Below are 25,859 nucleotides of genomic sequence, written 5' to 3'. Positions count from 1 at the left end.
GGTAGAAACATAACAGTTATTATGATATTATATTTTATTATATGAGCGAAAGTATATGCTCGCTAAAATTTGAATTTGTGGAGATGATAAGATGGTCAATATTACAGATGTAAAACAGATTCTTCAACTCGCGATAGATGCCGAGATTAAAGTCTTTCTTGATGGTGGCTGGGGGGTAGATGCGTTGCTTGGACATCAGTCAAGAGTCCATAACGATATTGATATTTTTGTAGAAAAGAAAGATTATCAGAACTTTATAGAGATAATGAAAGCTAATGACTTTTATGAGATTAAGATGGAATATACAACATTGAACCATACTGTATGGAAAGATGCGAAAAACAGGATTGTTGATTTGCATTGTTTTGAATATACGGGCGAAGGTGAAATTCTTTATGAGGGGGATTACTTTCCGGTAGAAACTTTTTCTGGCAAAGGAAAAATTGAGGAGATAGAGGTTTCTTGTATTGAACCACATAGTCAAGTAATGTTCCATTTGGGATATGAATTTGATGAAAATGATGTACATGATGTGAAGCTGTTGTGTGAGACATTTCATATCGAAATTCCAAATGAGTATAGATAACTGTAAATTCCAATTTAGCAAACTGTTAGAAAAATTTGAATTTGAAAACCACAATTTTATAAGTGGTTATTAACCCTCACAGGGTTTTAATAAAATCCTCCAAAAGCCTTGAAAATAAAGAGTTTATCGCAAAATGCTCACCTTAACTTATTATACGATTTCACTTATGCTTATTCTTCCCTTGGAAGCTGATAAGGGCAAACACAAGGGAAAGAAAATCTGATAACAAGATATAACAGAATGTGGCAATCGGAGAACTGTGACGTATGTGCGAATATATTATACTGGAGGATTTATTATATGGACAAGTACATTTTTGATGAGAGTAATGGTTTATGGTATGAATTGCAGGGAGATTATTATATCCCTTGTCTGATACTTTCCGAAAAAGAAACACAGCCTATCGGTTTGTGGGGACAACGCCACAAGCAGTATCTAAAGGAGCATAAGCAGTTCCTCTATACCACAATGCTGATTGAGGGTACACTAAACTCCTACCTTGCAGATATTGACAGACAGGCACAGGAGCGTTTGCTCCTGCTGACAAAGCAAATTGCAGAGCAGGAAAATGTGACCGAGCAACTGAAAGCAGATAATGCTATGCTGTGGGTACAGAAAATGAATGAAATTCAGTCCAGAGTTAGAGAAATCATTTACAGCGAGATTATCTACGCATAACAGAATGAGTGATTGGGGCGGTAAGCCAGCTTTTGGCTTACTGCCCTTGTCTGCTCATAAGCAAAATAAAGAAATACCGTCAATGGCAGTGCTTGCACTGTTCATCGAGACCATTGACGGTATTGCGTATTTTGCTATCGCTGTCCGTGGCTTTTTTCAATTTTAAACGTTGCTTAAAACAACTTATTGTGTTAAAATATATGCTGATACAAATAAGAGTTTAGGAGGAACCGAAACTATGACAGCCTCAATGCGTTTAAGATAAGCTGGCAATAAAAAAAGCAGAATCTATCCCCGATGATAGGCTTTTTTGTTGTTAGAAATTCAAGCAAAATAATATGCAGGAGATAATATAAATGGAAAAATACAACAATTGGAAACTTAAGTTTTATACAATATGGGCAGGGCAGGCAGTATCATTAATCACTAGTGCCATCCTGCAAATGGCGATCATTTTTTACCTTACAGAGAAAACAGGATCTGCGATGGTCTTGTCTATGGCTTCACTAGTAGGTTTTTTACCCTATGCGGTCTTTGGACCAGCTATTGGTGTATTAGTGGATCGTCATGATAGGAAGAAGATAATGATTGGTGCTGATTTAATTATCGCAGCAGCTGGGGCAGTGCTTGCTATTGTTGCATTGTATATGGAGCTACCTATCTGGATGGTTATGGTAGTATTGTTTATCCGTAGCATTGGAACAGCTTTTCACACCCCGGCTCTCAATGCGGTTACGCCACTTTTAGTACCAGAAGAACAGCTTACGAAATGTGCAGGCTATAGTCAGTCTTTGCAGTCTATAAGCTATATTGTTAGTCCGGCGGTTGCAGCACTCTTATACTCCGTTTGGGAACTAAATGCTATTATTGCCATCGATGTATTGGGTGCTGTGATTGCATCTATTACGGTAGCAATTGTACGTATTCCTAAGCTGGGTGATCAAGTGCAAAGTTTGAAACCAAATTTCATACGAGAAATGAAAGAAGGAATGGCTGTACTACGGCAAAATAAAGGATTATTCGCTTTATTACTCGTTGGAACATTATATATGTTTGTTTATATGCCCATAAATGCATTATATCCTTTAATCACTATGGAATATTTTAATGGTACACCGATGCATAGTTCTATTACGGAGATTGCTTATGCCTCTGGTATGTTGATAGGGGGTCTATTATTAGGGTTATTTGGGAATTACCAAAAGCGAATCTTATTAATAACGGCATCCATTTTTATGATGGGGATAAGCTTAACCATTTCAGGATTACTTCCCCAAAGTGGATTTTTCATATTTGTAGTCTGCTGTGCAATAATGGGGCTTTCGGTTCCGTTTTACAGCGGTGTGCAAACAGCTCTTTTTCAGGAGAAAATTAAGCCTGAATATTTAGGACGTGTATTTTCTTTAACTGGAAGTATCATGTCTCTTGCTATGCCAATTGGGTTAATTCTTTCTGGATTCTTTGCTGATAGAATCGGTGTAAATCATTGGTTTTTACTATCAGGTATTTTAATTATTTGCATTGCAATAGTTTGCCCAATGATAACTGAGATTAGAAAATTAGATTTAAAACAAAATTCATAGGAGGGCCATTTTTATGTATTTAATTTTCATGTAATTTTTCCTGCTAAAATCGCAGGGTTTTCCCTGCGTACAAGCAAATGAAAACATGCGATTATAGACAGGAGGAAAATGTTATGGAATTGATATTAAAAGCAAAAGACATTCGTGTGGAATTTAAAGGACGCACTTGTTTAGATATAGATGAATTAGTTTCGTTAACAAATTCCACCCAAAATAGAAAAGCGATGCGTAGAAAACTTTCAGTTTTATTAATTAAATAGTGACAAGTTTTATAAGCCGGCAGGAGTGGATCCAGTCGGCTTATTTTGGTTTACATAATATATTTTAGGTGTTAGAATGATAAAAAATTATTAGCACAGAAGGGGGAGTGTTAAGATGGCTAAGGAAATGAAGATAATTGCAGATAATATAGGAAAGGAAAAGTACGATGATTTCGTAAATGAATATTTGAAACAACTGGAATCCGAGAATGACATCACACTCTTCGGAAAAAGATATGGTAGCTATTATTATATGCATAAAGGGTTGGTTCATGAAATTAGATGGGAAGAAAGTCAGATAATTGAAGAAACCTATGAATCATGGTCGATTGAAGAGAAAAACTTTGTAATGAATATTTTAGATGATAGGATTTTTATTTAAGGAGAAAAGTATGGGAAAAGATATTAATGCAATTTTTGATACCGGAAGTTTCAATCGAATCGTGATGGGTGTTGTTACAGTAGCTTTACGAGAATCTGGATGTGGTGTTCATAAAAAAGCGGAAGTGTTATATGAGTGTCAACAAGCGTTAGACAATATGACTGCAGCCGAATTTGAAGAGGCATATCATGAATATCTTGTATCCGGGAAATGATGAATATGGTATAATATAATTTATTAGGTAGAAATGGGGTTGTTTTTATGGATAACTTATTCTTTCGTGTAACAAAAGAAGATTGTCAAGAAGTGAGTTCATCACAGAATGAGAATGGTCTCTTGGAAATAGTGGCACCAAAGAACTGTGATGATAAGGAGATTATTAAGCATATAATGGGTCTTGGTACCACGGAATATGATAAGCAGAAGAGGGCAAAGGAAGCCTTCCGTAAGAAGGTTAGTAAAATGATTGATAAGTATAGGGAGGAATTTAATCTTCCATTTATAATCAAATTGCGTCTTCAGACAAAGACTAAAAAGTTAAATGACTGTAATGTAGAATGTCATGGAATTGTTTTTGAAGGGAATTTGTTGATTGCTGCCTTTCTGCAATATTTTCCTGATGAATTAGTAGAGAAGATTATTAGATGCACAGTTTATATGCTGGCTTGTGAATACGAAGAGCGTACTTTTGAACTTAAAAGCCTTACGATAGGTACACTTAGTTTCCCGGATGGTAAGATTGAAAGTAGTGAACACTTTGATGTGCCAGAAGATGCAAAGTATAGCATTTCATTGGAATATAGTGAGATTCAGAAAATAAAATCTGATTATGAATCGGCTGTTAAACAAATCCTTGATGGTATGAAAAGACAGCCAATCATGAACATATAGAGTGAAAAATTAAATTTCGTATGATATAATAGAATTAGAAAAACTTGAATTTGAGGAGGTGATAAGATGACAGCATATATGAGATTAAGATAATACCGCGAGTTGTGTTGCGGTACATCCGTATTACATAACTCGCTTTCGGGCAAGAATGTAATAATGGAGGATGTCATGAATAAAATTATTAGATTTAATGACAGCGAAAAGCTTTTTCGTTGTCCAATATGTAAACGAAAGTTAAAGATGGTAGGCAATAGTTTGCTGTGTAGTAATAAGCATTGTTTCGATATTTCTAAATTAGGATATGTGAATTTTGCATTAAATCAAAAGCAATCTAAGCATTATAGCAGAACTTCTTTTGAAAGCAGAATGGATATTTTAGAAAAGGGATACTATTCACATATTCTTACGGAGATAACACATATATTGAGCAAGCTTGAAAACATAACAACTATTCTTGATGTCGGATGTGGTGAAGGATATTATTCTAGAAAAATCAAAGAACTATTTCAAGCAGATATAGTTGCTTTTGATATTTCAAAAGATGCCATTTCCCTTGCTTCAAAAAGAGACGGTAGTAAGTCTATAAAGTGGTTTGTGGGTGATTTGGAAAATATGCCAATTAGAGACCACTCAGTAGACTGTATACTGGACATATTTACACCAGCTAATTATTTGGAGTTCAATAGAGTTCTGACGGATAGCGGCTATATTGTAAAGGTTATTCCTGGGAATAAACATCTGATGGAGTTCAGAAACATTGCAAAAGAACATTTGAAAAATCAAGAGTATTCCAATGAGAATGTGATTAACTTATTCAAGAAGCAGTATTCTGTTATTTACCAAAAAAGAGTTTCAGAATCATATGAAATGCCGTTAGAGGATATTAAAATTTTTGCAGACATGACCCCACTGCTCTTCCATGTAGATAAAACTGAGATTGATTTCAAAAAGCTAAAAACTTTGACGATTGATGCAGAGATATTTGTGGGAAGTCTATAACGCTTGAAACTTTCAGTTTGGACCTTTGTTAAGGATACTGAATTTAACAAGAAATAATGCATTTAGTAGGGGTGTTCAAATGAACACCCCTTTGAACACCCCAAATGGTACAATCGTTAAGATTGTATCATTTTCTTTGTCCCAACGAATCGATATGGACATCCACATCTTGAAACACTGGAACGACTAAAGCAGTACCAAATGAAGATAGGGATTACAAAAGAGGAGGGAGCGATCGAGCTAAAGACCGATGGAATAAGGATATGGGAATGAGCATAGAGTAGGGAGCTATCCTATCACTTTCGTGTATAAAGTATAGATGAAAATAGTAATAGGAATATGTAGTATGAAAAAATGGTATACCTTAATACAGTTTGATAAGGGAAAATTGTGGTAATTTTCAAGAGCATGTTTTATAATGACAATAAAGTATTATAAAATGAGGGTAAAAGGTAAATAATTACCATACAATGACAGATGGCTGCGATATAGTACGAACAGAAACAACAACGGGGGGAAGTACATTGAAAGTAAAAAAACAGAAAAAAGTTAGTAGACAGGTAATATCATGTATAGTAGTCTTATTGGCAATCATGTTAAGCGTAGCGTTTTCTATAGCATTTCTATTAACAGAAAAGAAAATGAAACAGGCAGATATGCATAAATTAGAGATCACAGCAGATGAAGTAGAACTGATGATGAACAACTGGATCGGTACAAATCAGATGATAGTAAATACTTGTAAAGATTTTTTGCATGGTATTCAAGATCGAGAACAACGTGCAAGTTATCTAGATTCTATAAAAGATCACTATACAGCAATGCCTTTTGGTTTTTACATCGGTTACCCAGATTCACAGTTAACCTATCCTGGAATTGATACAGGAAGCCTTCCAGCAGATTTTAATGTGTGTCAGACAACATGGTACCAGCAATCGCAGGAAACAGATGGGGTACTTTGTTCGGAAGCTTATGTAGATACCGTTACTGGAACAATGTGTGTAACTTTATCTGTGCGATTAGAAGATGGAAGTGTATTAGGGACAGATTTGTATTTATCAGAGATAACAGAAGATTTACAGAATGTAATGATTTCTAATGGTAGCTTGGTTTATCTGGTTGAACAGAATGGAATGATTCTTGCAAGTAAAGATGTGGATTCTGTGGGTGTGAATTTATCGGAAATCAGTAATAGTGCGCAAGCTGATCTTAGTGCCGATACAGTAAAAGAAGAGTATCAAATTAAGAATAAAACCTATATAGCGCAAAGTACACAAGTTGCGAATACGAATTGGTCATTGCTTTTATTAACTCCAGAATCCGAAATTTTGGCAAACTGCTATTCAATTGGGGTTATCTTTATTATTGTAGTAATAATTGTATTGATTGTGTTAAGTCTTTTAATGGCATATATATTGAATAAATTATTGAAACCAGTAACCAGTGTAAGTCGACAATTTGAAGCAGTTGCAGCAGGAGATTTGACGGGAAGAATTACCTATCGTTCAAAATACCAGAATGAGATTGGAACAATGATCGTGTCAGCTAATTTCTGTATGGATCAGATTAGCGAAATCATTCAAAAGATGAAAGAAGCGGTAATAACGATTATGGACCAGTCGAAAGAGAATGAAAGTGTTTCGGTGAATCTTAAGACGCAGATGGGACAGGTTACACAGAATGCAACGGAAGTGTCTGATATCATGAAGGAAGTTGTGAAAGCTTCTGCCACAGTTGCGGATATGGCAGCAAATGTTACGAGTATGGTAAATGCAATTGTAGAAGAAGGAACAGTTGCCAAAGATAAATTAATACAGTCAAAGGATTCCACTGAGCATGGTTTAACCCAGATGAAAACAGTTTTCGAGGATATTCAAAATGTAAAAGAATCCATTGCCGAGCTAGCAAACACAGTCGGGAAAGCGAAAGAAGCAACGGAAAAGATTGATACAATTATCCAAGTAATACAGAGTATTGCGAACCAGACAAATCTATTATCCTTAAATGCTTCCATAGAAGCAGCAAGGGCAGGAGAGAATGGACGTGGATTTGCAGTTGTAGCAGAGGAAATAAAAAAATTATCAGAAGAGTCTGCACATTCAGCAAGTGACATTGCTTGTTTAATAACCGAAGTGAAATCCATTATTTTAGCAACAGTGGAACAGACAAAAGTAAATGTGAATAAGATTGATCAATCCGCTGCTTATATTGAGGAAACACAGAATGGTTATGGGTTGATATATGAGTCGGTTAATTTGGTAAATACGGAAATTAACAATATTCTTAATCGGATTGGAGAAGTAGAGGATAATGCACAGACATTAGCAGCAGTTTCAGAAGAACAGACAGCAAGTGCAGAGAGTATCTCCTCAGCAATACAGCAAGTAAATGAATCAACCAAGGAAAGCCTACAAGCTGTAGCACAAATGGATAAAAACAGCAAGGAACTGGTTCAAATATCAGAAGAATTACAAACCTTATCGGATACCTTTCAAGTGAATAGTGGGAGCATTACAGAGTAGATATCTATCTAAAGTTATGTTACAATAAGAAACAGACAAATTCAGCAATAATTATGTAGTCAATGAAGTTAATAAATAATTTGGTAGGTCTGTAGTATTAAAGGAGTTTACAGAATGAAATTTATAAAAGAAGATATCAAGCTAAATCAGTTTAAGCCTGCTTACTTGCTTTATGGTACAGAAGCATATCTGAAAACCTTATATAAGAATAAATTAAAAGTTGCGATGGTTGGAGAAGGGGATTCTATGAACTATTCTCATTTTGATGGAAAAGGAATCGATGTGCCAGAAGTGATAGGAATTGCCAATACGCTACCTTTTTTTGCGGATCATCGTGTAATTGTAATCGAAAATAGTGGTTTTTTCAAAAATGCAAGTGATCTTGCAGATTATATGAAGAACATACCGGAATCGACGCATTTTATCTTTGTTGAAGACGAAGTTGATAAAAGAAATAGAATGTACAAAGCAGTGAAAGATGTTGGTCGTATATCGGAAATGAATGGAATGGATGAGACGAATCTAAAGATATGGGTCGCATCTTTATTACGCAAAGACAATAAGAAAATCACAGAAAAGACCTTAGTCTATTTTCTGAATAAAACAGGTTCTGATATGGAGAATCTACAGACGGAAGTAGAAAAATTAGTATGCTATGCAATGGATCGGGATATAATTACGGAGGCAGACGTGGATGCAATCTGTACCACGCAGTTAGAGAATAAAATCTTTCAGATGATTGATTTTATTGCCAATAAACGGCAACAGCAAGCATTGGCATTGTATTACGACTTGCTTACCTTAAAAGAAAAACCAATGTCCATTCTGTTCTTGATTACGAGACATTTTAATATATTGCTACAGATCAAAGAAATGAAGCGAATTGGTATTGCAACATCTGCCATGAGTCAGAAAGCGGGTGTGCCACCCTTCGCTGTTAATAAGTACTTGGCACAAACCAATAATTTCACAACACCAGTTCTAAAAGAGGCATTAACCACCTGTGCAGACATAGAGGAAAATGTAAAAACGGGTAGACTAATCGATAAAATTGGAGTAGAATTATTAATTGTAAAATATAGTACAAAATAGAAAAAATGCTAATTTGTACCAGTGGAGACGTATCGAAGAGGCCGTAACGAGCTTGACTCGAAATCAAGTAGTCCGCAAGGGCACGCGGGTTCGAATCCCGCCGTCTCCGTCATAAGAAACCAATACCACCATGGTGGGACTTAAAATAAGTGAAAGATGAATAGTTTGCTTATTTAAGTCCAATCATGGTGGTATTTTTGCTTTTTTAGATGTACGAAACGTTTTCCAAACATGAACAAGTAGAATAAATACAAGGCGCTATAAAGTGAATTATATTTACATATTGCGGATTTATAAATACCTATAGTATGGTAAAATGAGAGTGATAGAGATAAAAGAAATAGTAATACTATGTACATAGACCACCAAAGATAATAAGTGAAAAGAAAGGATCAACGTATGAAAGTAAAAGAACAGTACCAAGCAATCAATCAGGCTATCCAATTAGTAAAAGAAAAATTCGGGGCAGAAAGTAAATTAGCTGTGATGTTTGAAAAATGTATATCCAATACCCTTCAGACAACCATTAAAGTTTTGGAGGATGATTCTGTTTTTGTCATAACAGGAGATATTCCAGCGATGTGGCTTCGGGATTCCGCATGTCAATTTCGACCATTTTTGATGTTAGCCAAAGAGGAACCAGAATTAGAAGAATTGATCTGTGGACTGATTAAGAAGCAAATGCAGTGTATACAGATTGATCCCTATGCCAATGCATTTAATGAGACAGCGAATGGAAGGTGTTGGGCAAAGGATCAGACAGATATGAAACCAGAGTTATGGGAGAGAAAGTATGAGATTGATTCGTTATGCTATCCCGTACAATTATCCTATTTACTTTGGAAGAATACTGGATGTAGTTCACATTTTACAAAAGAATGGTTAGAAGCAGCCAAGATGATCGTAAATGTCTTTCGAACAGAACAAGATCATGAGAACAGGTCTTCCTATTCTTTTCAACGGGATAACACGTTTTTTACAGATACCTTATCAAGAGAAGGGAAAGGTGCATTGGTTAAGAGCAATGTTGGACTAATCTGGTCCGGTTTTCGACCTAGTGATGATGCCTGTGTATATGGGTATTTGATTCCGTCGAATATGTTAGCGTCTGTGATACTTGATGAGATGGCAGAAATCGCAGAGGATATCTATGCTGATGACATATTTGCCAAGGAAGCAAGGAATTTTGCTAGGGAAGTACGGGAAGCAATTGAGAAACTGGCAATTGTTCCTGGTGAAAAGAAAGAATATTATGCATATGAAGTGGATGGATTTGGTCAGTATCTGGTTATGGATGATGCGAATCTACCAAGTCTTTTGTCTATGCCATATTTCGGTTATTGCTGCAACCAAGAAGAACGGTATCGGAATACAAGAGAAGTCGTACTGAGTGACCAGAATCCATATTATTATTATGGAACAAAGGCAAAAGGGATTGGAAGTCCGCATACGAAGAGTCGCTCTATATGGCCGATGGCTCTTGCTATACAAGGATTGACTTCGGACTCAATGCAGGAAAAGAAGGAGATGTTGGACCTTATTGCTGCAAATGATGCAGGAACAAATCTCGTGCATGAATCTTTTGATGTTGATGATCCAACTGCATATTCAAGACCATGGTTTTCTTGGGCGAATTCTGTTTTTTGTGAATTGGTGTTGGATTATTGTGGATATGGAATAAAACATAACGAAAGGATAAGGGAAAAACAATAATTCTCATAATATAGATGAAAGTGTTATGGGATGTTCTAAAAAAACATTTGATGATAAGAGATGAGATCATAGAAACAAAATCTAATAATTTAATAAAAAAAAAACGAAGGATTTATATAATTATAGCGACTATTCTTATGAAGCTACAAAAGTAGCAGAGGAAGGAGTGAAGTTGCTATGAAACAATATGTTCTTTCTACAGAGAATGTAACAAAATCATTTCAAAATACGGAAATATTACATGATATTAATCTGTCGATCGAGCAAGGGGAGGTATATGGTTTAATTGGAGAAAATGGTGCTGGAAAAACAACATTGCTGCGTGTGCTGAGTGGATTAATGAAACCAACAAAAGGGTCCATTCAGTTAAAAGTGCAAAAACCATACATTGGCTATATGCCACAAAGTTGCCGATTTGATGATGGATTAACGGTAGAGGAGACCATTCGCTTTTTTACAAAATTAAGAAATGCAGACATGAAAGAGAGTTTTGTTCTTCTTGATGTATTGAAGTTAGAAGGAAGGAAAAAAGTAAAACACCTATCACCAGGACAGCAAAAGAAATTACAAATTGTGATTGCTATGGCGGGTAATCCAGACTTCTATATTCTTGATGAACCAACTGCAGGATTGGATCCAATGGCAACAGTAGAGATCAAGCGTATCATAAAAAACATTCATATGAAAGGAAAAAGTATTCTGATCTCTTCTCATATCCTTCAAGATATGGATGAAATATGCACGAATATTGCCATTCTAGATAAAGGGTATCTTACGTATAACAAAGAGATTCATCCGTATTATATGTTTACTACATCAATCATCTCCCAAGAAGTAGTGAATGAATTGTTACAAGAGGATTGGAAAACAGGAACAGCAGAAGCAATTTCTGTTGATGTATATAGAACAACACTTACTGCACATATAAGTAGGGAACAAGTGCCAACACTTGTTGCACGGTTATGTGAATGTAAAGTTCATATATACGAGGTAAAAGAATCAAATATTAGTCAACTTGTACAAGAACAGCTTCATATAAAGGAGGTGTAAGAATGAATGGTAGAGTACGAACGCTGTTTGTTCGAGATTTTCGAAAAGCTATGAATGCACGAACCATAATGATATGGGTTGCCTTGGCAGGAATGGGGATCTTTTTCTTCTATGCAACAGGAGGAAAAAGTAATTTGATTAAAAATAATCAGGTTTCATTTATAACATTATTTCTTCCTCATATGATATTTGGTTCTTGGGCAGTATTGTCAACATATTATGATCTATTTTCTTCAGATCGTGAACATAACGTATTAGACTGTATCCTTTGTTCAGGGATACCCAAACATAGAGTGATGCTATCAAAGTTGTTCGTTATCGTGGTTTTATCACTAATACTGTCATTCCTTTATCTATTACCAGTTACCAGTGTAATTCTTGCGGTAAGTGGAGATATACGACATATGAAGATCCTAATCCAATTTTTGCTTCCTTTATGGGGCTACATTATGGTATATGCGTCAATGGGAATCTTAATTTCTGTGATAGCTAGGTCATCCAAGGGGGCATTAATATGGAGCCTTGCAATCGGATTGGTATTAATGCCTCGTTTTTTTGTCATGATTGTGGAGGGTGTAGGTAAGGCATTACATTTATCTACAAGTATGGTTGAAAACTTACAATTACTAGCACCGGGAGTAATGATGCAAGCATTGTCGGAAACTTCAGATTTACCGCATTTTATTTTAGCGATGCTTATGTTTGGAGGCAGTATTCTTATATTTTGCTCGGTAGCATACGGAATTTTTAGGAAACAAGATGAATTTAATTATGGGGAATAGGAAGAGGAGGAATGGATATGAAAGGGAAGAAGATAGCGTTATTATGTGTTGCAGTAATTCTAATAGTAGCTACGTTTTTACGGTTGTGCGGTAATCAGGATACGATCCAGGCTTGTGTAATTGCAAATCAAGGTTATGAATCGCAAAAAGAACTTGAGAATGCAAAAGAAGAGGAGAATCTGGAAGAAGGAAATGCGATTTTTGCAAGTATCTTCTTTGTTGAAAGTCCAAAGGGAGTGGAATATACTGTTAAATGGTATCGAAATGATGAGGAAATCAAAGCAGAGACAAAGGCAACGAAAAAGGATCAAAAAGATATCCTTGTTTATGAATTGGAAGCAGATCAGGTGACGAAAGGTACAATCAAAATTGAAATACGATATAAAGATACTGTTCTATTAACGAAGAAGTGTAATATCCAATGAGGGAATGAGAATGAGTGGATTAAGAGAGGAACGAGAGCAAAGATTTATTAAAATCTATCACTCGTATATTGATGAAATCTATCAGTTCATATATTTGCGAACGGGGTTTGATTCCATGTTAGCAGAAGATCTTACGCAGGAGATTTTTCTAGCAGTGTATAAGGGACTCCTAACATTTAAAGGGTTGTGCTCGGAGCGAACATGGGTGTACCATATTGCAAAGAATAAGTTAAATGATTTTTATCGAACCCAATATCGTAGTAAGTTTGAGTTTGTTGAGATGAATGACCGTATGACAGAACAAATAGAAGATCCCATGCAAGATTTACAAGAAAATCTAGTTCGGATGTTGGAACAGGAGACGGTACATACGTGTTTGGAGAGATTGTCCGAACAGTATAGGATTATATTGAGTTTAAAATACATGGATGGAAGAAGTGTAAAAGAAATCGCTTCCCTTATTGGGAAAACCCCAAAAGCGACGGAAAGCTTATTACAGAGAGCAAAGAAAAGTTTTATATCGAATTATATGGATGAAGTGAGGAGGGAGAAATGTAATGAAGAAGAATAAGAGCGATATCGTAATAGAAGCCCTTGAAATGATAAAACAAGATTCAACTCCGACAGAGCAACAAAAAGAACAGATGCTTACCTATGTCTTAGCAAAGGGGAAGGTAGTAGAACCGATTACTAAACTTGAACAAATTAAGAGAAAAATTGTTGAAACCCCATGGAGATTTGCTTTGCTCACTTCTGTTGTTCAGACAATGGTCTTTACGGCAATATTCGGTACAAGATATACGAATCTATTTTTGAAAATATTCGGAGGGTAACATATGAAAAAATTAATGGAAGCAATAAATCATCCAGTTCAAGCATTTCAAGAGGAAAGGAAGGTACTTTCCTGGTGTCTTGTGTTGCTAACGGTACTAATTAATGCAGTATTTGAACCGGTTCTTCGATATTGTAAGAACAGCAACCAAGGAAGTATCGATTACATACATATGCTTAGATTACTTGTCCTTGGTATTCTGTCCTATGTGCTGATTTGTGTAGGGTTATGGGGGATTTGTAAGTGCTTTGGTAGTAAGACAACATGTAAAAATCATTTATTTTCATGGGGAATCACATATATTCCTACTGCGATTTGTGCAGTGACCGTAACAGTAACGGAAGTATTTTTTTATGTATTTTGGAACAATGTTATTTGGGGAATGGTCTTTAATATTATATTTGTTGGTGTTTTAATTTGGAAGATCCTACTTTTTGCGATCTATCTAAAAGAAGTGGCAAAATTACAAGGAAAAGCATGCGTAGGCGCAGGATTGCTCCTATGTGTTATCATTTTGCTTCTGGCAGCTCTCAATGGATTTGTTGGACTGAAGACACCAGTTTTATAGAAGAAAAATAGTAGCATTCATAAATTAACTCAGTTTGGTATATATTAATAAAATGAAAATAAACCATTGTAAATCGTTAAAAAGTTCGATATAATGGTTGGGCAATTTGTATGGTGCTTATCTATTAAGTTAAAAGGGAATGCAGTGTAAGTCTGCAGCAGCCCCCACTACTGTAAGTGATGATGAAAACCGTTGTTAACCATTGGTGCATGGAAGAGAGATTGGTAGATTGAATTTCTTTTGTATGTGTTCGAGAAGGTACGGTGAGTAAGGTTAAGTCATGAGCCAGGAAACCTGCCATAACAAAATCGTGTGTTCTTTGGGAGAGAAGTTACACAAGAATGGAGAATAATATGAAGAAAAGAATGAAGAAACTCGTAGGTATGTTATTGGTTACCGTATTGGTACTTAGTGTTATGGTAACGGGATGTAGCAAGGAAGACAATAAGAATGCTTCCAAAGATCAGGTACAGGAGACACAACAGGCAACAGAAACCACGTATCCAATTACCGTTACGGATTCCTTTGGCAGTGAAGTAACCGTTGATGCAGAACCTCAGAAAGTAATTTCTGTTGCGCCTAATATCAGTGAGCTAATCTATCAATTAGATGCAGGTGACAAATTAGTTGGTCGTACAGATTATTGTGATTATCCAGAAGAAGTTACTTCTGTTGAATCCATTGGATCAATGAATGAGCCTAATATTGAAAAAATTGTTAGTTTAGAACCAGATGTAGTTGTTACATCTACACATTTTAGTGAAGAAAACTTTAATAAATTAAATGATTTAGGAATTACAGTCATTGAATTATATAATGAAAATTCTGTTGATGGTGTATATTCGATTATTGAAATACTTGGTAAAGTATTAAATAAACAGGATGTAGCTGTTGCTACAATCAATGAAATGAAAGAAAAAGAAGAAGCGGTAGTAAGTGCAGTCAAAGATCTTGACAAACCAACGGTATATTATGTAGTTGGATTTGGTGAATTTGGCGATTACACAGCTGGTGGAGATACATTTGTTGGGAATCTATTAACAATGGCTGGTGGTGAGAATGTAGCAGCAGATGTATCTGGTTGGAATTACTCATTAGAAAGCTTACTAGCGAAAGATCCAGATATTATTATCTTAAGTGCAAGTGCTGGAACAAAAGATAGTTTCATGACAGCCAATGGCTATCAGGATTTGACAGCTGTTAAGAACGGTCAGGTGTATGAAATCGATAATAATCTACTAGATCGTCAAGGATACCGTAATGCGCAAGGATTAGAGGAATTAGCGAAAATCATTCATCCAGATGCATTTAAGTAAACCGATACGAAAGTGAAGAGATGAGTCGATATGAAAAAAGGAACGAGCAGAGCAACGAGACAATACAATAAGAAAAGATGCATGTTGGTTACAGGTGGTTTGTTGGTTGTATTATTCCTACTAATGTGCCTTGCAACTTCTCTTGGAGTTGCCTCCATATCACCAGCTAGTATTGGGAAAGTGATTGCTTCTAAGATCCCAATAGTTAATCAGTGGATATCCGCGGATGATGTGAAGAAAACAACATATGCAATTATATGGAATGTGCGCCTTCCTCGTGTATTCCTGTCTGCATTGACAGGAGGTGCGTTGGCAATTGTAGGTGCCACTTTTCAAGGAATTTTTCGTAACCCTCTGGCGGACCCTCATATTCTTGGAGTGTCCTCGGGAGCTGCGTTGGGAGCAACTCTTGCCATGTTAAGTGGAATACAGATCTCTTTATTTGGACTTGGCGTTATTGGCGTATTCGCATTTATAGGAGCAATACTTGCTGTTATTCTTGTATATGGAGTAGCAAAGATAGGAGTGGGGCGATCCGTTGTCAATATGCTACTGATTGGAACGGCGTTAAGTACGATGTTTTCAGCAGTCATATCACTATTAATGACCTTCAATCACGATAAGATTGAAAAAGTCTATATGTGGACACTGGGGAGTTTTAGTTCGGCATCCTGGGATAAAGTCCGCTTTTTACTGATTTTCACATTGCTAGGGTTTGCAATTTTGCTGTGCTTTACCCGCGAGCTAAATGTTATTCTAACAGGGGAAGAAACAGCGAAAACCTTAGGAATTGATACGAAGAAAGTGATTCAGATTTTGATTACTATATCCTCGTTATTAGTAGCAGCCAGTGTATCAGTAAGTGGCATCATTGGCTTTGTGGGATTGATTATTCCCCATTGTGTCCGACTGATTAGTGGACCGGATTACAGAACCTTACTTCCTTATTCCTTCTTTACTGGTGCAATATTTATGATCTTAAGCGATACCATTGCCCGTATGGCAGTACCACCTTCGGAGATACCAGTTGGTATCATAACTGCAATCATTGGTGCACCGTATTTTATATTTATACTTTTTTATAGACAAAAAAGAATGCACATGCAGTAAGAGGAAAATTGAGATGGGAAAGGTACGGTTAACGATATGAAGACGATTAATATAGCTAAACTGAGCTGGAAGCCGACGACGAGTGACCGAATGATCCTTAAAGAAATCACCTGTAAGCTATCAGCAGGTAATTTCTATGGCATACTTGGACCCAATGGAAGTGGGAAAACGTCTTTGATGCGTCATTTACTTCGGTTGCTTCCGGTTAAAGCAGGAAAGATTCAATTGGATCAAAAGGATATCACGCGCTTAAAGCAAGAGGAGTTTGCCAGACTTGTGTCGTTCGTTCCTCAGAAAACGGCTATCGATGCTGAATTTACGGTGTATGATATTGTTGCAATGGGAAGAACACCCTATCAGAAACATTTTCAAGGACTGGGTAAGGAAGATGAGACAATCATATTGCAAGCGTTAGAAGCAACAAAATGCATCCATCTAAAAGATCAATATTTTACCCAATTGAGTGGAGGAGAAGCGCAACGAGTGTTGGTGGCAAGAACCATTGCACAAGATACCCCATGGCTTGTGCTAGATGAGCCCATTGCAAGTTTGGATATTAAACACCAAGTTGATTTGATGGATACCCTTCGAACATTAAACCGAGAGAAGGATAAAACAGTAATCGCAATCCTTCATGATCTAAATCTTGCTGCAAAATATTGTAATGAGATCATTCTTATGAAAGATGGAGAAATATATGATGCTGGTCCTGTAGAGGAAGTTTTAACTGTTAAGAATCTAAAAGCAGTATATGAGATTGATTTTTACATGGAACGAAATAGCCATACAGGTGACCGGTATTTTATACCGAATAGTGGTGGGGTATAGAAAAAGAAGGCAAGAGAGACTGAGAATATAAAAGATATAAGATAAAAGATAAAAGTAGATTAGAAGATCATTTGTGACAAAGAGAACACGTTTTCGAAGCGGTTGTTCTTGTTTGACAAATGATCTTTTCTATAGCATAATAAATAACAGATGTTATGTAACTGCTGTTATATTATATCGATTGAAACAGCATACGATTGATAATAGAAGTGGATCATGCGATACGTATATCCGAGTATGTTTATGTTCTGTGAAGGTAGTATTTTAGCCAGAAGGAGAGCAGCAATAAAACATAATAGAAGAAATAAACAGCAGAGAAATATCAAAAAACAGCAATAGAAACAACAAAAAAACAACAAAATGAGAAGGGAGTGGAATCATGCCACCTACAATAAAGACAACAGCAGAAGACGTAGTTCAAGCAGCGATTACCATAACAAGGAGAGAAGGTTGGGATCATGTGAATGCAAGAAGCATTGCCAAGGAATTGCATTGTTCAACACAGCCGGTTTTTCGTGCATTTACCAATATGGAACAATTAAAAAAAGTAGTGTACGAACAAGTTGAACAGGATTTTCAAACAAGATTGCAAGAGAATATGCGACAATCGGAACGATCCTTCTTAACAGTGGGTTTAACCTATATTCAATATGCACAGAAAGAGAGAAATCTTTACCGATTACTATTCATGTCGGATTATCTAGAAGTTAAGACATTGGGAGCAATCGGAGATGATGACAGCATTTTGCCAATTATACAACAAACAACAGGGTTATCAAGGGAGTTATCGCAAAAATTACTGGTCTATCTAGGAGTAGTTACCCATGGTATTGCTTCAATGGTAGCGACAAATGCTTGTGATTTTACAGAAGAAGAGATTACCGCCCTTCTTCTCGATTCGTATAGAGGGTATTGCCATATCCTTCATAATAAAGATTAAAAAAATAGTGTGCATGGTGTTGATTGAAAGAGGATCAATTAGGAGTTGATGAATAGAAGGTATTAAGGAAGAGATGATTGGTTGTAAAGTAATTGCTTGTAAAAGAGCTGCTTGTAAGAACAAATGATTAGTTGAACAAGGGAGGACATATATCATGAATAAAAATCGAAGGAATACATTGCTTGCAAACGCAATTCTATTAGTCTGGTTTGCATTTTGTTTAACAGGATTACGCATTGGTAACATATGGTTGGTAGAGAGGGAGCTTAGTGACAGTATATTTCTTGTAATCGCGTTGGTTGCATTTGTGCTATATGTGGTGAAAGAAAAAATCGGGAAGTTTGTATTAGCAGGCTGGTTGTTCATGTGGTTTGTAGCGCAATTTTTTTGTCACTGGTTCTATACGATCTTTGGGGTTAGTGAAGAAAAATTGCGCTCCTATAACGCGTGTTTTAAAGATACCTATCATATTATACCAGCCTCTGATACGGTACTCATACCGGATTTATATCATATAGTATTACATATTTTGATATTATCTGCATTTCTGGTAACATTTAGGCAAATAATAGCAAAAAAGAACGATTAAATTTCTATACAATCAAAAATGATAATCGCTTTTTTTTATAAGGCAAGATGCGCAACAACAAGAGACGGAATGTTGCACATTTTGCCTTAAAAAATAGCCATATTGCACGATTTACACAAAAATATATTAGAAATTATGCAGATTTACAATATAATGACGAATGTCTATAATAAATACATAAATAAAAAATAAACTTTGAACAACAAATTGTTGCGCAAAAGGGGGAAAAAACATATGAAGACGAAAAATTGCGGTTGGAGAGGTTTTTTCAAAAAACTTTATAAGTATCGGGTGTTTCTTCTAATGCTTGCTCCAGCAGTAATCTATACGCTGATCTTTGCATACTATCCGATGACCGGAATTGTAATGGCTTTTAAAAAGTATAATTATGCCGGTGGAATCTGGGGAAGCCCATGGAACGGACTAAAGAATTTTGAGTTTTTCTTTAAATCGGGACAGGCGGGACTGGTAACAAGAAATACAGTTTTGTATAATATCTTGTTTATCACAGTGAATACCATATCACAGATTGCTGTAGCTGTTTTGTTAACAGAGATTCGAAATAAACGTTACCGCAAAGTTACACAATCATTAATGTTTCTCCCATACTTCATTTCCTGGGTTATTGTAGGAGTTATGGCATTTAATTTATTTAGTTCTGATTATGGCTTTTTGAACAGAATTATTACAGCGTGTGGTGGTAAGAAGATTTCCTTTTACTCTACCCCACAGGTATGGCCGGTTATTCTTCTACTATTTAATGTGTGGAAAGGAATTGGATACGGTTCGGTTATGTATCTGGCAGCAATCATGGGAATTGATACTTCTATATATGAAGCAGCCAAAATTGATGGTGCAAATGTATTCCAGAGAATCTTCAAAGTTACAATACCAATGATTATGCCGACAACAATTATTCTCCTTCTTTTGTCTGTTGGTGGAATATTCAAAGGAAACTTTGATATGTTCTATAATTTAGTTGGCACGAATGGTTTACTTTATAATTATACAGATGTTATTGATACATTAACCTTCCGAGCTTTGACAACCAGTAATGACTTTGGTATGTCAGCTGCCATGGGCTTATTCCAGTCGGTACTTTGTTTCGTAACAATCGTTCTCGTCAATAAACTTGTCGGTAGATATGACAAAGACTATACATTATTTTAGGAGGGGATAAAAGTGGGAAATACCAAGCATTCAAATAAAATCAAAAAAGGGCCTGATGTAATTTGGCTGAATATCATTTCATATGGATTCTGTGGTCTTGTTGCTCTTTTTTGCTTAATACCATTTATTATGATTATTTCCGGATCCTTTTCTTCAGAAGACGCGATTATTAAGAATGGGTTCAATCTTTTACCACAGAAGTTTAGTCTTGCAGCTTATAAGACGGTTTTCAGAGAACCACTTGTAGTACTTACTGCATATGCAACTACAATTGGACTGACACTGGCAGGTACGGTTATTGGATTATTACTTCAAACAATGACAGCCTATGTATTATCCAGAAAAGATTTTGAATGGAGGAATAAATTTTCGTTCTTCTTCTACTTTACAACCTTATTCTCTGGTGGATTAGTTCCTTATTATATTCTGATTACACAGACGCTGAATTTACGTGATAATTACCTAGCACTATTGCTTCCAATGATCTTCAGTGTATATAACTTACTGATTATGAAGAGTTATATCATGGGAATTCCAGATTCCTTGATCGATGCAGCCAAGATGGACGGCTGTGGAGAATTCCGGACCTTGTTCAAAGTTGTTATTCCTTTAATTAAGCCGGCACTTGCAACCGTTGGACTTTTCATTGCTTTAGCATATTGGAATGACTGGTACAACGCAATGTTATATATCAAGTCACCAAGTAAATATCCATTGCAGTATTTCTTATATCAACAGGTTAACAATATTGAAGCATATAAGAAACTAATTGCGAACAATGCCGCTAGCAGTGCAGTGGCAAGTGCAATGTCATTGCCAACACAAACCTTAAAGATGGCACTGACTATAGTAGTAACAGGACCGATCGTTTTAGCCTATCCACTGGTTCAGAAGTACTTCGTTCAAGGTATTACGATTGGAGCAGTAAAGGGTTAAATTTTATCAAATAAATTTAAGAGGAGGTTCTTATGAGAAAAAGGACAAAAAAACTATTATCAGTATTACTAACTACTGCAATGGCAGTAGGAATGCTTACGGGTTGTGGATCAAACAAATCCAATAACAATAAGCAAAATTCAGGAAATTCTACAGAGGTAACTACTGAAGCTACTGCAGAAGCATCTGGTGACAATGGGGAAACATCGAAAGTGGATACTTCTGAACATGTGGATCTTACAATGTACCTAATTGGTGACAGAACACAGGATTTTGATGAGGTTTATGGAAAAATCAATGAAATCCTAGAAGAAAAACTGAATTGTACATTGAATGTAGAATTCTTGTCATGGGGTGAACATGATACAAAATACTCCCTTCTGTTTTCTTCACAGGAAGATTTTGATTTGATTTTTACCGCATCTAGCTGGTGTCATTATGAACAAACCGTAGCATTAGGCGGCTTTGCACCATTATCAGAAGATTTCATTAAGACGTACGCTCCAGATATCTGGAATGTTGTACCAGAGATGGCATGGGAACAAGCAAAGATTAATGGTGAAATCTACATGGTACCAAACTATTCAAACGAATTCGGCCAAGATGTTATGGCAGTTCGTGGTGATTTAATGAAGAAGTATGGCTTTGAAGACATCGCTTCATGGGATGAATTAATGAACTTCTATAAAGCATGTGCTGCAGATGGTATGTATGCAAGTAACGGAAGCCCTTACTATCAATACTTCCAATCACAGGGACTTACTACAACAAGTGGTACACCACAAGGTGGTGAATTAATTCTTTACAATACACAAAATCCAGATGATTTAGGATTTACCTATATCTTAGACTGGGATGGATTCCGTGAGTTCTGCGTAGAGATGAAAGAACTTGCAGATGCAGGTGCATGGTCAAGTGATGTATTGAACTCAAGTGATGAAAGACAAACAGGGCTTTTAACAGGAAGAACTGCTGGTATGATCTGGAACCTTGGAAGTTGTAATACATATGCAAAACAAGCAAATGATGAAAATGCAGATTGGAATGTAACAATCGTAGATCCAGTTGCTAATCAACCAAAGAAAGTTAACTCATATATCAACAATGGTGTTGCAATCAATGCAAGCAGCAAGAACAAAGAAAGAGCTATGATGGTATTAAATGAATTCTATACAAACCCTGAAGTATATGATCTTGCTATGTTAGGTGTTGAGGGTAAACATTGGGAAGCTGTTGGCGATGACCAGTACAAAGTTATTGATGAAAGCGGATATGGTGTTAGCAACAACTGTAACTGGGGTTGGAATAACTGTGAAATCCAAAGAAAAGAATATATCGAAAACAGAACAGCTTTAGATGATCGATTTGATGAATTACAAGAAAAATTCAATAACAATATCAAAGCAGAACATGTATATGATGGATTTAACTTTGATTCAACCAATGTAAGTACCCAATTTGCAGCAGTTGAAGCAGCACTTGGTAATTATTATGATCCATTGAAAAATGGACTTGTAGATGATGTAGATAAAGCAATTAAAGATATGAAAGCAGCATTAGAAAGTGCCGGAATACAAGATATTCTTAAAGAATTGAATGCACAGGCAGAAGCATATGTTGCACAAAAGCAGGCTAATTAATAAGGAAGGCTGCTACTGAATGTAGCAGCCTTATCTTTCATATAATAGAAAAGTCCACCGGGGGGATGCGCACTCGCACATAAGATAGTCAGCTGAAGCTGACTGTGCTCGGCGCGGAGAACAAAACGTACTTTGAAGCTGTTATTAATGCGAGAGTGTACGCTTTGTTCTATCCATAGAAAATCTTTGAGATAATTGTAGGAGTGGTTATGACATTAGATGAAATTGCTAATAAATTAGGAGTATCAAAAAGTACGGTTTCAAGAGCGTTATCTGGAAAAGGAAGAATCAGTAAGGAAACCAGTGAGCAGATTAAGAATTTTATAAAAGAACATGACGGTATGAAAAGGATAAAAGAAGAAGAACAATATCGTACCTATAATATCGGCGTCGTTCTTCCTGCCGACGTATATTATGGAGGTGGAGCTTACTTCCAAAATTGTCTATTAGGAATCTGTGAAGCAGCATCCGTATTTGGCTATAATGTATTGATTACCACAGGAAAGATGCATGATATAACAGAACTTCAACAATTGGTAGAAAACAGAAGAGTCGATGGAATTGTATTAACAAGAAGCCTTGAGGATGATAAAGCGTTACAGTATTTGATGGAAATGCAATTCCCTACAGCAATTACGGGTACATGCCAATACAAAGAAATTATACAAGTGGACACCGATAATGAAGGTGCAGCAGAAAAAATGACATCTATGTTAATTGCAAGAGGATTTAAAAAATTTGCTTTGCTGGTTAAAGATTTGCATTTTAGCGTTGATAAAAAAAGACATGATGGATTCTGTAAAGCATTATTGAAAAATGGAATTTCTGCAAAGAATCAACTGTTCTATAATGGCTCCATTAAGATGGAATTCTTGGATTCCATTATCGCAGATCTGATTGCACAGAAGGTGGAATGCATCATATGTGGAGATGATGAAGTTTGTACGATGATCATGTCCAGACTTCAGGCAGAAGGATATCGGATACCAAAAGATATCGCTATTGCATCTCTATATAATAGTTCAAATCTTGAGTGCTATTCTCCGGCAGTAACAGCAGTGAATGTTGCAGCAACACAGATGGGAAATATTGCAGGAAAACAATTGATCCAACATTTGCTTGGTAAAAGTTATGAAACAAGGGCAATGGTTGACTATGATATATTATTCCGTAAATCTACGAATTAAGTGAACATTAGATAGAAAGGAAGCAACATAATTATGGCTGAATTTTACAAAGGTATGGATATTTCGGGTTTGCCAGAACTAGAGGCAGAAGCTGTGAAGATGAAGGATCTAGATGGTACAGTCATGGAACCCTTTGAACTGATTACGAAATATGGTGTGAATGCCATTCGGCTTCGCTTATGGAATAACCCAGAATATGTTGAGGAGGCAAAAGGTTTTTGTAACCTTACACATACCATAGCGATGGCAAAACGAATCAAAGCACATCATCTGAACTTTATGCTTGACTTCCATTATTCGGATTTCTGGGCTGACCCAGGAAAACAGGTAAAACCAAAAGACTGGGAAAATCTTAGTTTTGATGAACTTGAAGAGGCAGTATATACCTATACCAGAGACACACTACTTGCCTTACAGGCAGAAGATGTTCTCCCAGATATCGTGCAGATTGGAAATGAGATTCGTAGCGGGTTATTGTTTCCAGAAGGAGAATTACCTGATTATGAACATATGGTAAGGTTGGTGAATGCCGGGATACGTGGAGCAAGGTCTGTTGCGGATGCAGAAACCATGAAAGTGATGATTCACCTCGATCAAGGCGGACGTTTTTTCTATCTGAAAGAATGGTTTGACAAGTCCATAGAAACAGGTTTACTGGATTTTGATATCATTGGTTTGTCCTACTATCCATTCTGGCATGGAACATTTCATGATTTACAGCAATCACTTATGAACTTAATTCATACATATCAAAAGCCAATTATGGTTGTAGAGACAGCACATGCCTGGCGAAAAAGCAGCACGGGATTTATTGATGAAAGCCAAGAAAAGATTGCTGGAATTGCAGCAACACCAGAAGGACAGCAAAAAGTATTGGATTTGGTAATGAACATTGTAGCCTCAATACCAGGACAGATGGGATGTGGCGTATACTATTGGGAACCATTGTGTATTCCAGTGCCAGGAGAAGGCGGTTGGTCAGATAATATGGGGCTTTTGAATGAAGAAGGAAGAATTCTTCCAGGAATAAAGTCCTTCGGTTTTACCAGAGAGCAACTTCGTGTAGGAGAACCAGCAAAAGTTTATGAACCAGAAGATATACAAATAACAGTTGATGAAGAACCAGGATTGCCAGAACAATTACCTGTTCTCTTCTACGATGGTACAATTCAAAAGAAACACGTAGAGTGGCAGATTGAACAGAAACAATGGGAAATGGGAGAACATAGGATAACTGGTAACATGGACTCAATTCCATTTCCTGTTTTTTGCAAGGTAGTGGTTCTGAAAGAAGTACCAAAAGAGATGAATCTTCTTCGTGATGTTAATTGGAACGAAGGGTTAACACAGTGGGAAGTACAAAAATCAGAAGAACATGTAGTGGTACAGCTTTCTCCAGATTTTATAGATCCATTTCCTGCTCCACCTGTTAATTCCCTTCGAATTGAATCACCTAAGAATTTTACCTTTGCCATACATCAGCAAGTAATGATCCAAAGGGAGGGGTACTATACTCTACAGGTGGAATATAAGGGAACAGATACAACAAATGTTGAAATCCATTTATTTATCGAAACGATGGATGGAATTTCAGAGACGATGATTCATCCAACGGAACATGAATGGGGCGTCTTTCAGGTGAAACCGGTTTTTTGTAAACCACAGATGGTTACAGTTGGCATTCGTGTATCAGCACCACCAGTTTACGGAATGATACGAAAATTCAGCTTTTCTCATTCCACCTGAGACGGAAAATACGAAATATAGATGAGGAGTAATG

General features: G+C 36.4%; 28 protein-coding genes, 1 tRNA gene and 1 riboswitch. All 29 genes read left to right on the top strand.

All coding sequences use genetic code 11. From position 1 onward, the window contains the following. The first annotated feature begins 91 nt into the window (after positions 1–91). The 29 genes from lnu(C) (at position 92) to HBB17_RS15785 (ending at position 25,825) form a co-directional block, all read left to right on the top strand. Complete coding sequence (gene lnu(C), locus HBB17_RS15925; protein WP_075720624.1) at positions 92–586, top strand: lincosamide nucleotidyltransferase Lnu(C); 495 nt, start codon at positions 92–94, stop codon at positions 584–586. A 300-nt stretch (positions 587–886) separates the two neighbouring features. Beyond that, the gene (locus tag HBB17_RS15920; protein WP_009288846.1) at positions 887–1,264 is read left to right on the top strand and encodes a TnpV protein; all 378 of its coding nucleotides are present in this window, start codon (positions 887–889) and stop codon (positions 1,262–1,264) included. Between the two features lie 4 nt (positions 1,265–1,268). Further along, the gene (locus tag HBB17_RS15915) at positions 1,269–1,430 is read left to right on the top strand and encodes a hypothetical protein (RefSeq protein WP_153903692.1); all 162 of its coding nucleotides are present in this window, start codon (positions 1,269–1,271) and stop codon (positions 1,428–1,430) included. Between the two features lie 190 nt (positions 1,431–1,620). Beyond that, on the top strand, positions 1,621–2,847 hold the full coding sequence (gene mef(A) / locus HBB17_RS15910; RefSeq protein WP_075720623.1) for a macrolide efflux MFS transporter Mef(A): 1,227 nt from the start codon (positions 1,621–1,623) through the stop codon (positions 2,845–2,847). Between the two features lie 113 nt (positions 2,848–2,960). Next, entirely contained in the window at positions 2,961–3,107 is a 147-nt protein-coding gene (locus tag HBB17_RS20370) for a hypothetical protein (RefSeq protein WP_207717367.1), read from the top strand. Between the two features lie 115 nt (positions 3,108–3,222). Beyond that, entirely contained in the window at positions 3,223–3,489 is a 267-nt protein-coding gene (locus HBB17_RS15900; RefSeq protein ID WP_167958489.1) for a hypothetical protein, read from the top strand. Positions 3,490–3,499: 10 nt separating this feature from the next. Next, the gene (locus tag HBB17_RS15895) at positions 3,500–3,703 is read left to right on the top strand and encodes a hypothetical protein (protein WP_075720626.1); all 204 of its coding nucleotides are present in this window, start codon (positions 3,500–3,502) and stop codon (positions 3,701–3,703) included. Between the two features lie 47 nt (positions 3,704–3,750). Further along, positions 3,751–4,380, top strand: coding sequence for a hypothetical protein (locus tag HBB17_RS15890; protein ID WP_075720625.1), 630 nt, complete (start codon positions 3,751–3,753; stop codon positions 4,378–4,380). A 168-nt stretch (positions 4,381–4,548) separates the two neighbouring features. After that, on the top strand, positions 4,549–5,379 hold the full coding sequence (locus HBB17_RS15885; RefSeq protein ID WP_083655179.1) for a methyltransferase domain-containing protein: 831 nt from the start codon (positions 4,549–4,551) through the stop codon (positions 5,377–5,379). A 524-nt stretch (positions 5,380–5,903) separates the two neighbouring features. Further along, positions 5,904–7,901 (top strand): methyl-accepting chemotaxis protein, encoded by a 1,998-nt coding sequence (locus HBB17_RS15880; protein ID WP_167958488.1) that lies wholly within the window; start codon positions 5,904–5,906, stop codon positions 7,899–7,901. Between the two features lie 114 nt (positions 7,902–8,015). Further along, entirely contained in the window at positions 8,016–8,993 is a 978-nt protein-coding gene (gene holA / locus HBB17_RS15875; RefSeq protein ID WP_167958487.1) for a DNA polymerase III subunit delta, read from the top strand. Between the two features lie 23 nt (positions 8,994–9,016). After that, positions 9,017–9,102, top strand: a tRNA-Ser gene (locus HBB17_RS15870). 290 nt (positions 9,103–9,392) lie between these two features. Further along, a complete protein-coding gene (locus tag HBB17_RS15865) occupies positions 9,393–10,706 on the top strand; it encodes a glycoside hydrolase family 125 protein (RefSeq protein WP_167958486.1) in 1,314 nt (437 codons plus the stop codon). 177 nt (positions 10,707–10,883) lie between these two features. Then, positions 10,884–11,756 (top strand): ABC transporter ATP-binding protein, encoded by an 873-nt coding sequence (locus tag HBB17_RS15860; RefSeq protein ID WP_167958485.1) that lies wholly within the window; start codon positions 10,884–10,886, stop codon positions 11,754–11,756. A gap of 2 nt (positions 11,757–11,758) precedes the next feature. Beyond that, positions 11,759–12,538 carry an ABC transporter permease gene (locus tag HBB17_RS15855; RefSeq protein ID WP_167958484.1) on the top strand — a complete coding sequence of 260 codons (780 nt, stop codon included), beginning with the start codon at positions 11,759–11,761 and terminating at the stop codon, positions 12,536–12,538. 17 nt (positions 12,539–12,555) lie between these two features. Continuing rightward, positions 12,556–12,963, top strand: coding sequence for a hypothetical protein (locus tag HBB17_RS15850; RefSeq protein ID WP_167958483.1), 408 nt, complete (start codon positions 12,556–12,558; stop codon positions 12,961–12,963). A 10-nt stretch (positions 12,964–12,973) separates the two neighbouring features. Continuing rightward, positions 12,974–13,534: an RNA polymerase sigma factor gene (locus HBB17_RS15845; RefSeq protein WP_167958482.1), complete on the top strand. Its 561-nt coding sequence runs from the start codon at positions 12,974–12,976 to the stop codon at positions 13,532–13,534. Then, positions 13,521–13,796, top strand: a complete 276-nt coding sequence (locus tag HBB17_RS15840) for a hypothetical protein (RefSeq protein ID WP_167958481.1) — start codon at positions 13,521–13,523, stop codon at positions 13,794–13,796. The genes HBB17_RS15845 and HBB17_RS15840 overlap by 14 nt, the downstream gene beginning before the upstream one ends. A 3-nt stretch (positions 13,797–13,799) precedes the next feature. Then, positions 13,800–14,363: a YIP1 family protein gene (locus tag HBB17_RS15835; protein ID WP_167958480.1), complete on the top strand. Its 564-nt coding sequence runs from the start codon at positions 13,800–13,802 to the stop codon at positions 14,361–14,363. 96 nt (positions 14,364–14,459) lie between these two features. Then, positions 14,460–14,679: riboswitch (cobalamin riboswitch) on the top strand. 37 nt (positions 14,680–14,716) lie between these two features. Continuing rightward, the gene (locus HBB17_RS15830; protein WP_167958479.1) at positions 14,717–15,679 is read left to right on the top strand and encodes an ABC transporter substrate-binding protein; all 963 of its coding nucleotides are present in this window, start codon (positions 14,717–14,719) and stop codon (positions 15,677–15,679) included. A 30-nt stretch (positions 15,680–15,709) separates the two neighbouring features. Further along, positions 15,710–16,789: a FecCD family ABC transporter permease gene (locus HBB17_RS15825; protein ID WP_238483776.1), complete on the top strand. Its 1,080-nt coding sequence runs from the start codon at positions 15,710–15,712 to the stop codon at positions 16,787–16,789. Positions 16,790–16,825: 36 nt separating this feature from the next. Then, positions 16,826–17,617 (top strand): ABC transporter ATP-binding protein, encoded by a 792-nt coding sequence (locus HBB17_RS15820; RefSeq protein ID WP_167958478.1) that lies wholly within the window; start codon positions 16,826–16,828, stop codon positions 17,615–17,617. 379 nt (positions 17,618–17,996) lie between these two features. Then, positions 17,997–18,557, top strand: a complete 561-nt coding sequence (locus HBB17_RS15815; protein ID WP_167958477.1) for a TetR/AcrR family transcriptional regulator — start codon at positions 17,997–17,999, stop codon at positions 18,555–18,557. A 154-nt stretch (positions 18,558–18,711) separates the two neighbouring features. Next, positions 18,712–19,146 carry a hypothetical protein gene (locus HBB17_RS15810; protein WP_167958476.1) on the top strand — a complete coding sequence of 145 codons (435 nt, stop codon included), beginning with the start codon at positions 18,712–18,714 and terminating at the stop codon, positions 19,144–19,146. Positions 19,147–19,380: 234 nt separating this feature from the next. Beyond that, entirely contained in the window at positions 19,381–20,316 is a 936-nt protein-coding gene (locus tag HBB17_RS15805; RefSeq protein ID WP_167958475.1) for an ABC transporter permease, read from the top strand. Positions 20,317–20,328: 12 nt separating this feature from the next. Then, positions 20,329–21,252, top strand: coding sequence for a carbohydrate ABC transporter permease (locus tag HBB17_RS15800; protein WP_238483775.1), 924 nt, complete (start codon positions 20,329–20,331; stop codon positions 21,250–21,252). A 32-nt stretch (positions 21,253–21,284) separates the two neighbouring features. Beyond that, the gene (locus HBB17_RS15795; RefSeq protein WP_167958474.1) at positions 21,285–22,892 is read left to right on the top strand and encodes a DUF3502 domain-containing protein; all 1,608 of its coding nucleotides are present in this window, start codon (positions 21,285–21,287) and stop codon (positions 22,890–22,892) included. 209 nt (positions 22,893–23,101) lie between these two features. Continuing rightward, complete coding sequence (locus HBB17_RS15790) at positions 23,102–24,079, top strand: LacI family DNA-binding transcriptional regulator (RefSeq protein ID WP_167958473.1); 978 nt, start codon at positions 23,102–23,104, stop codon at positions 24,077–24,079. Between the two features lie 33 nt (positions 24,080–24,112). Further along, positions 24,113–25,825, top strand: a complete 1,713-nt coding sequence (locus HBB17_RS15785; protein ID WP_167958472.1) for a glycosyl hydrolase 53 family protein — start codon at positions 24,113–24,115, stop codon at positions 25,823–25,825. Positions 25,826–25,859: the final 34 nt, after the last annotated feature.

Origin of the sequence: Anaerosporobacter faecicola, from assembly GCF_012070565.1 — a bacterium.
Taxonomy (GTDB): Bacteria; Bacillota; Clostridia; order Lachnospirales; family Lachnospiraceae; genus Anaerosporobacter; species Anaerosporobacter faecicola.
The sequence above is the reverse complement of the archived record's forward strand: the minus strand, read 5'-3'. Positions and strand labels throughout refer to the sequence as shown.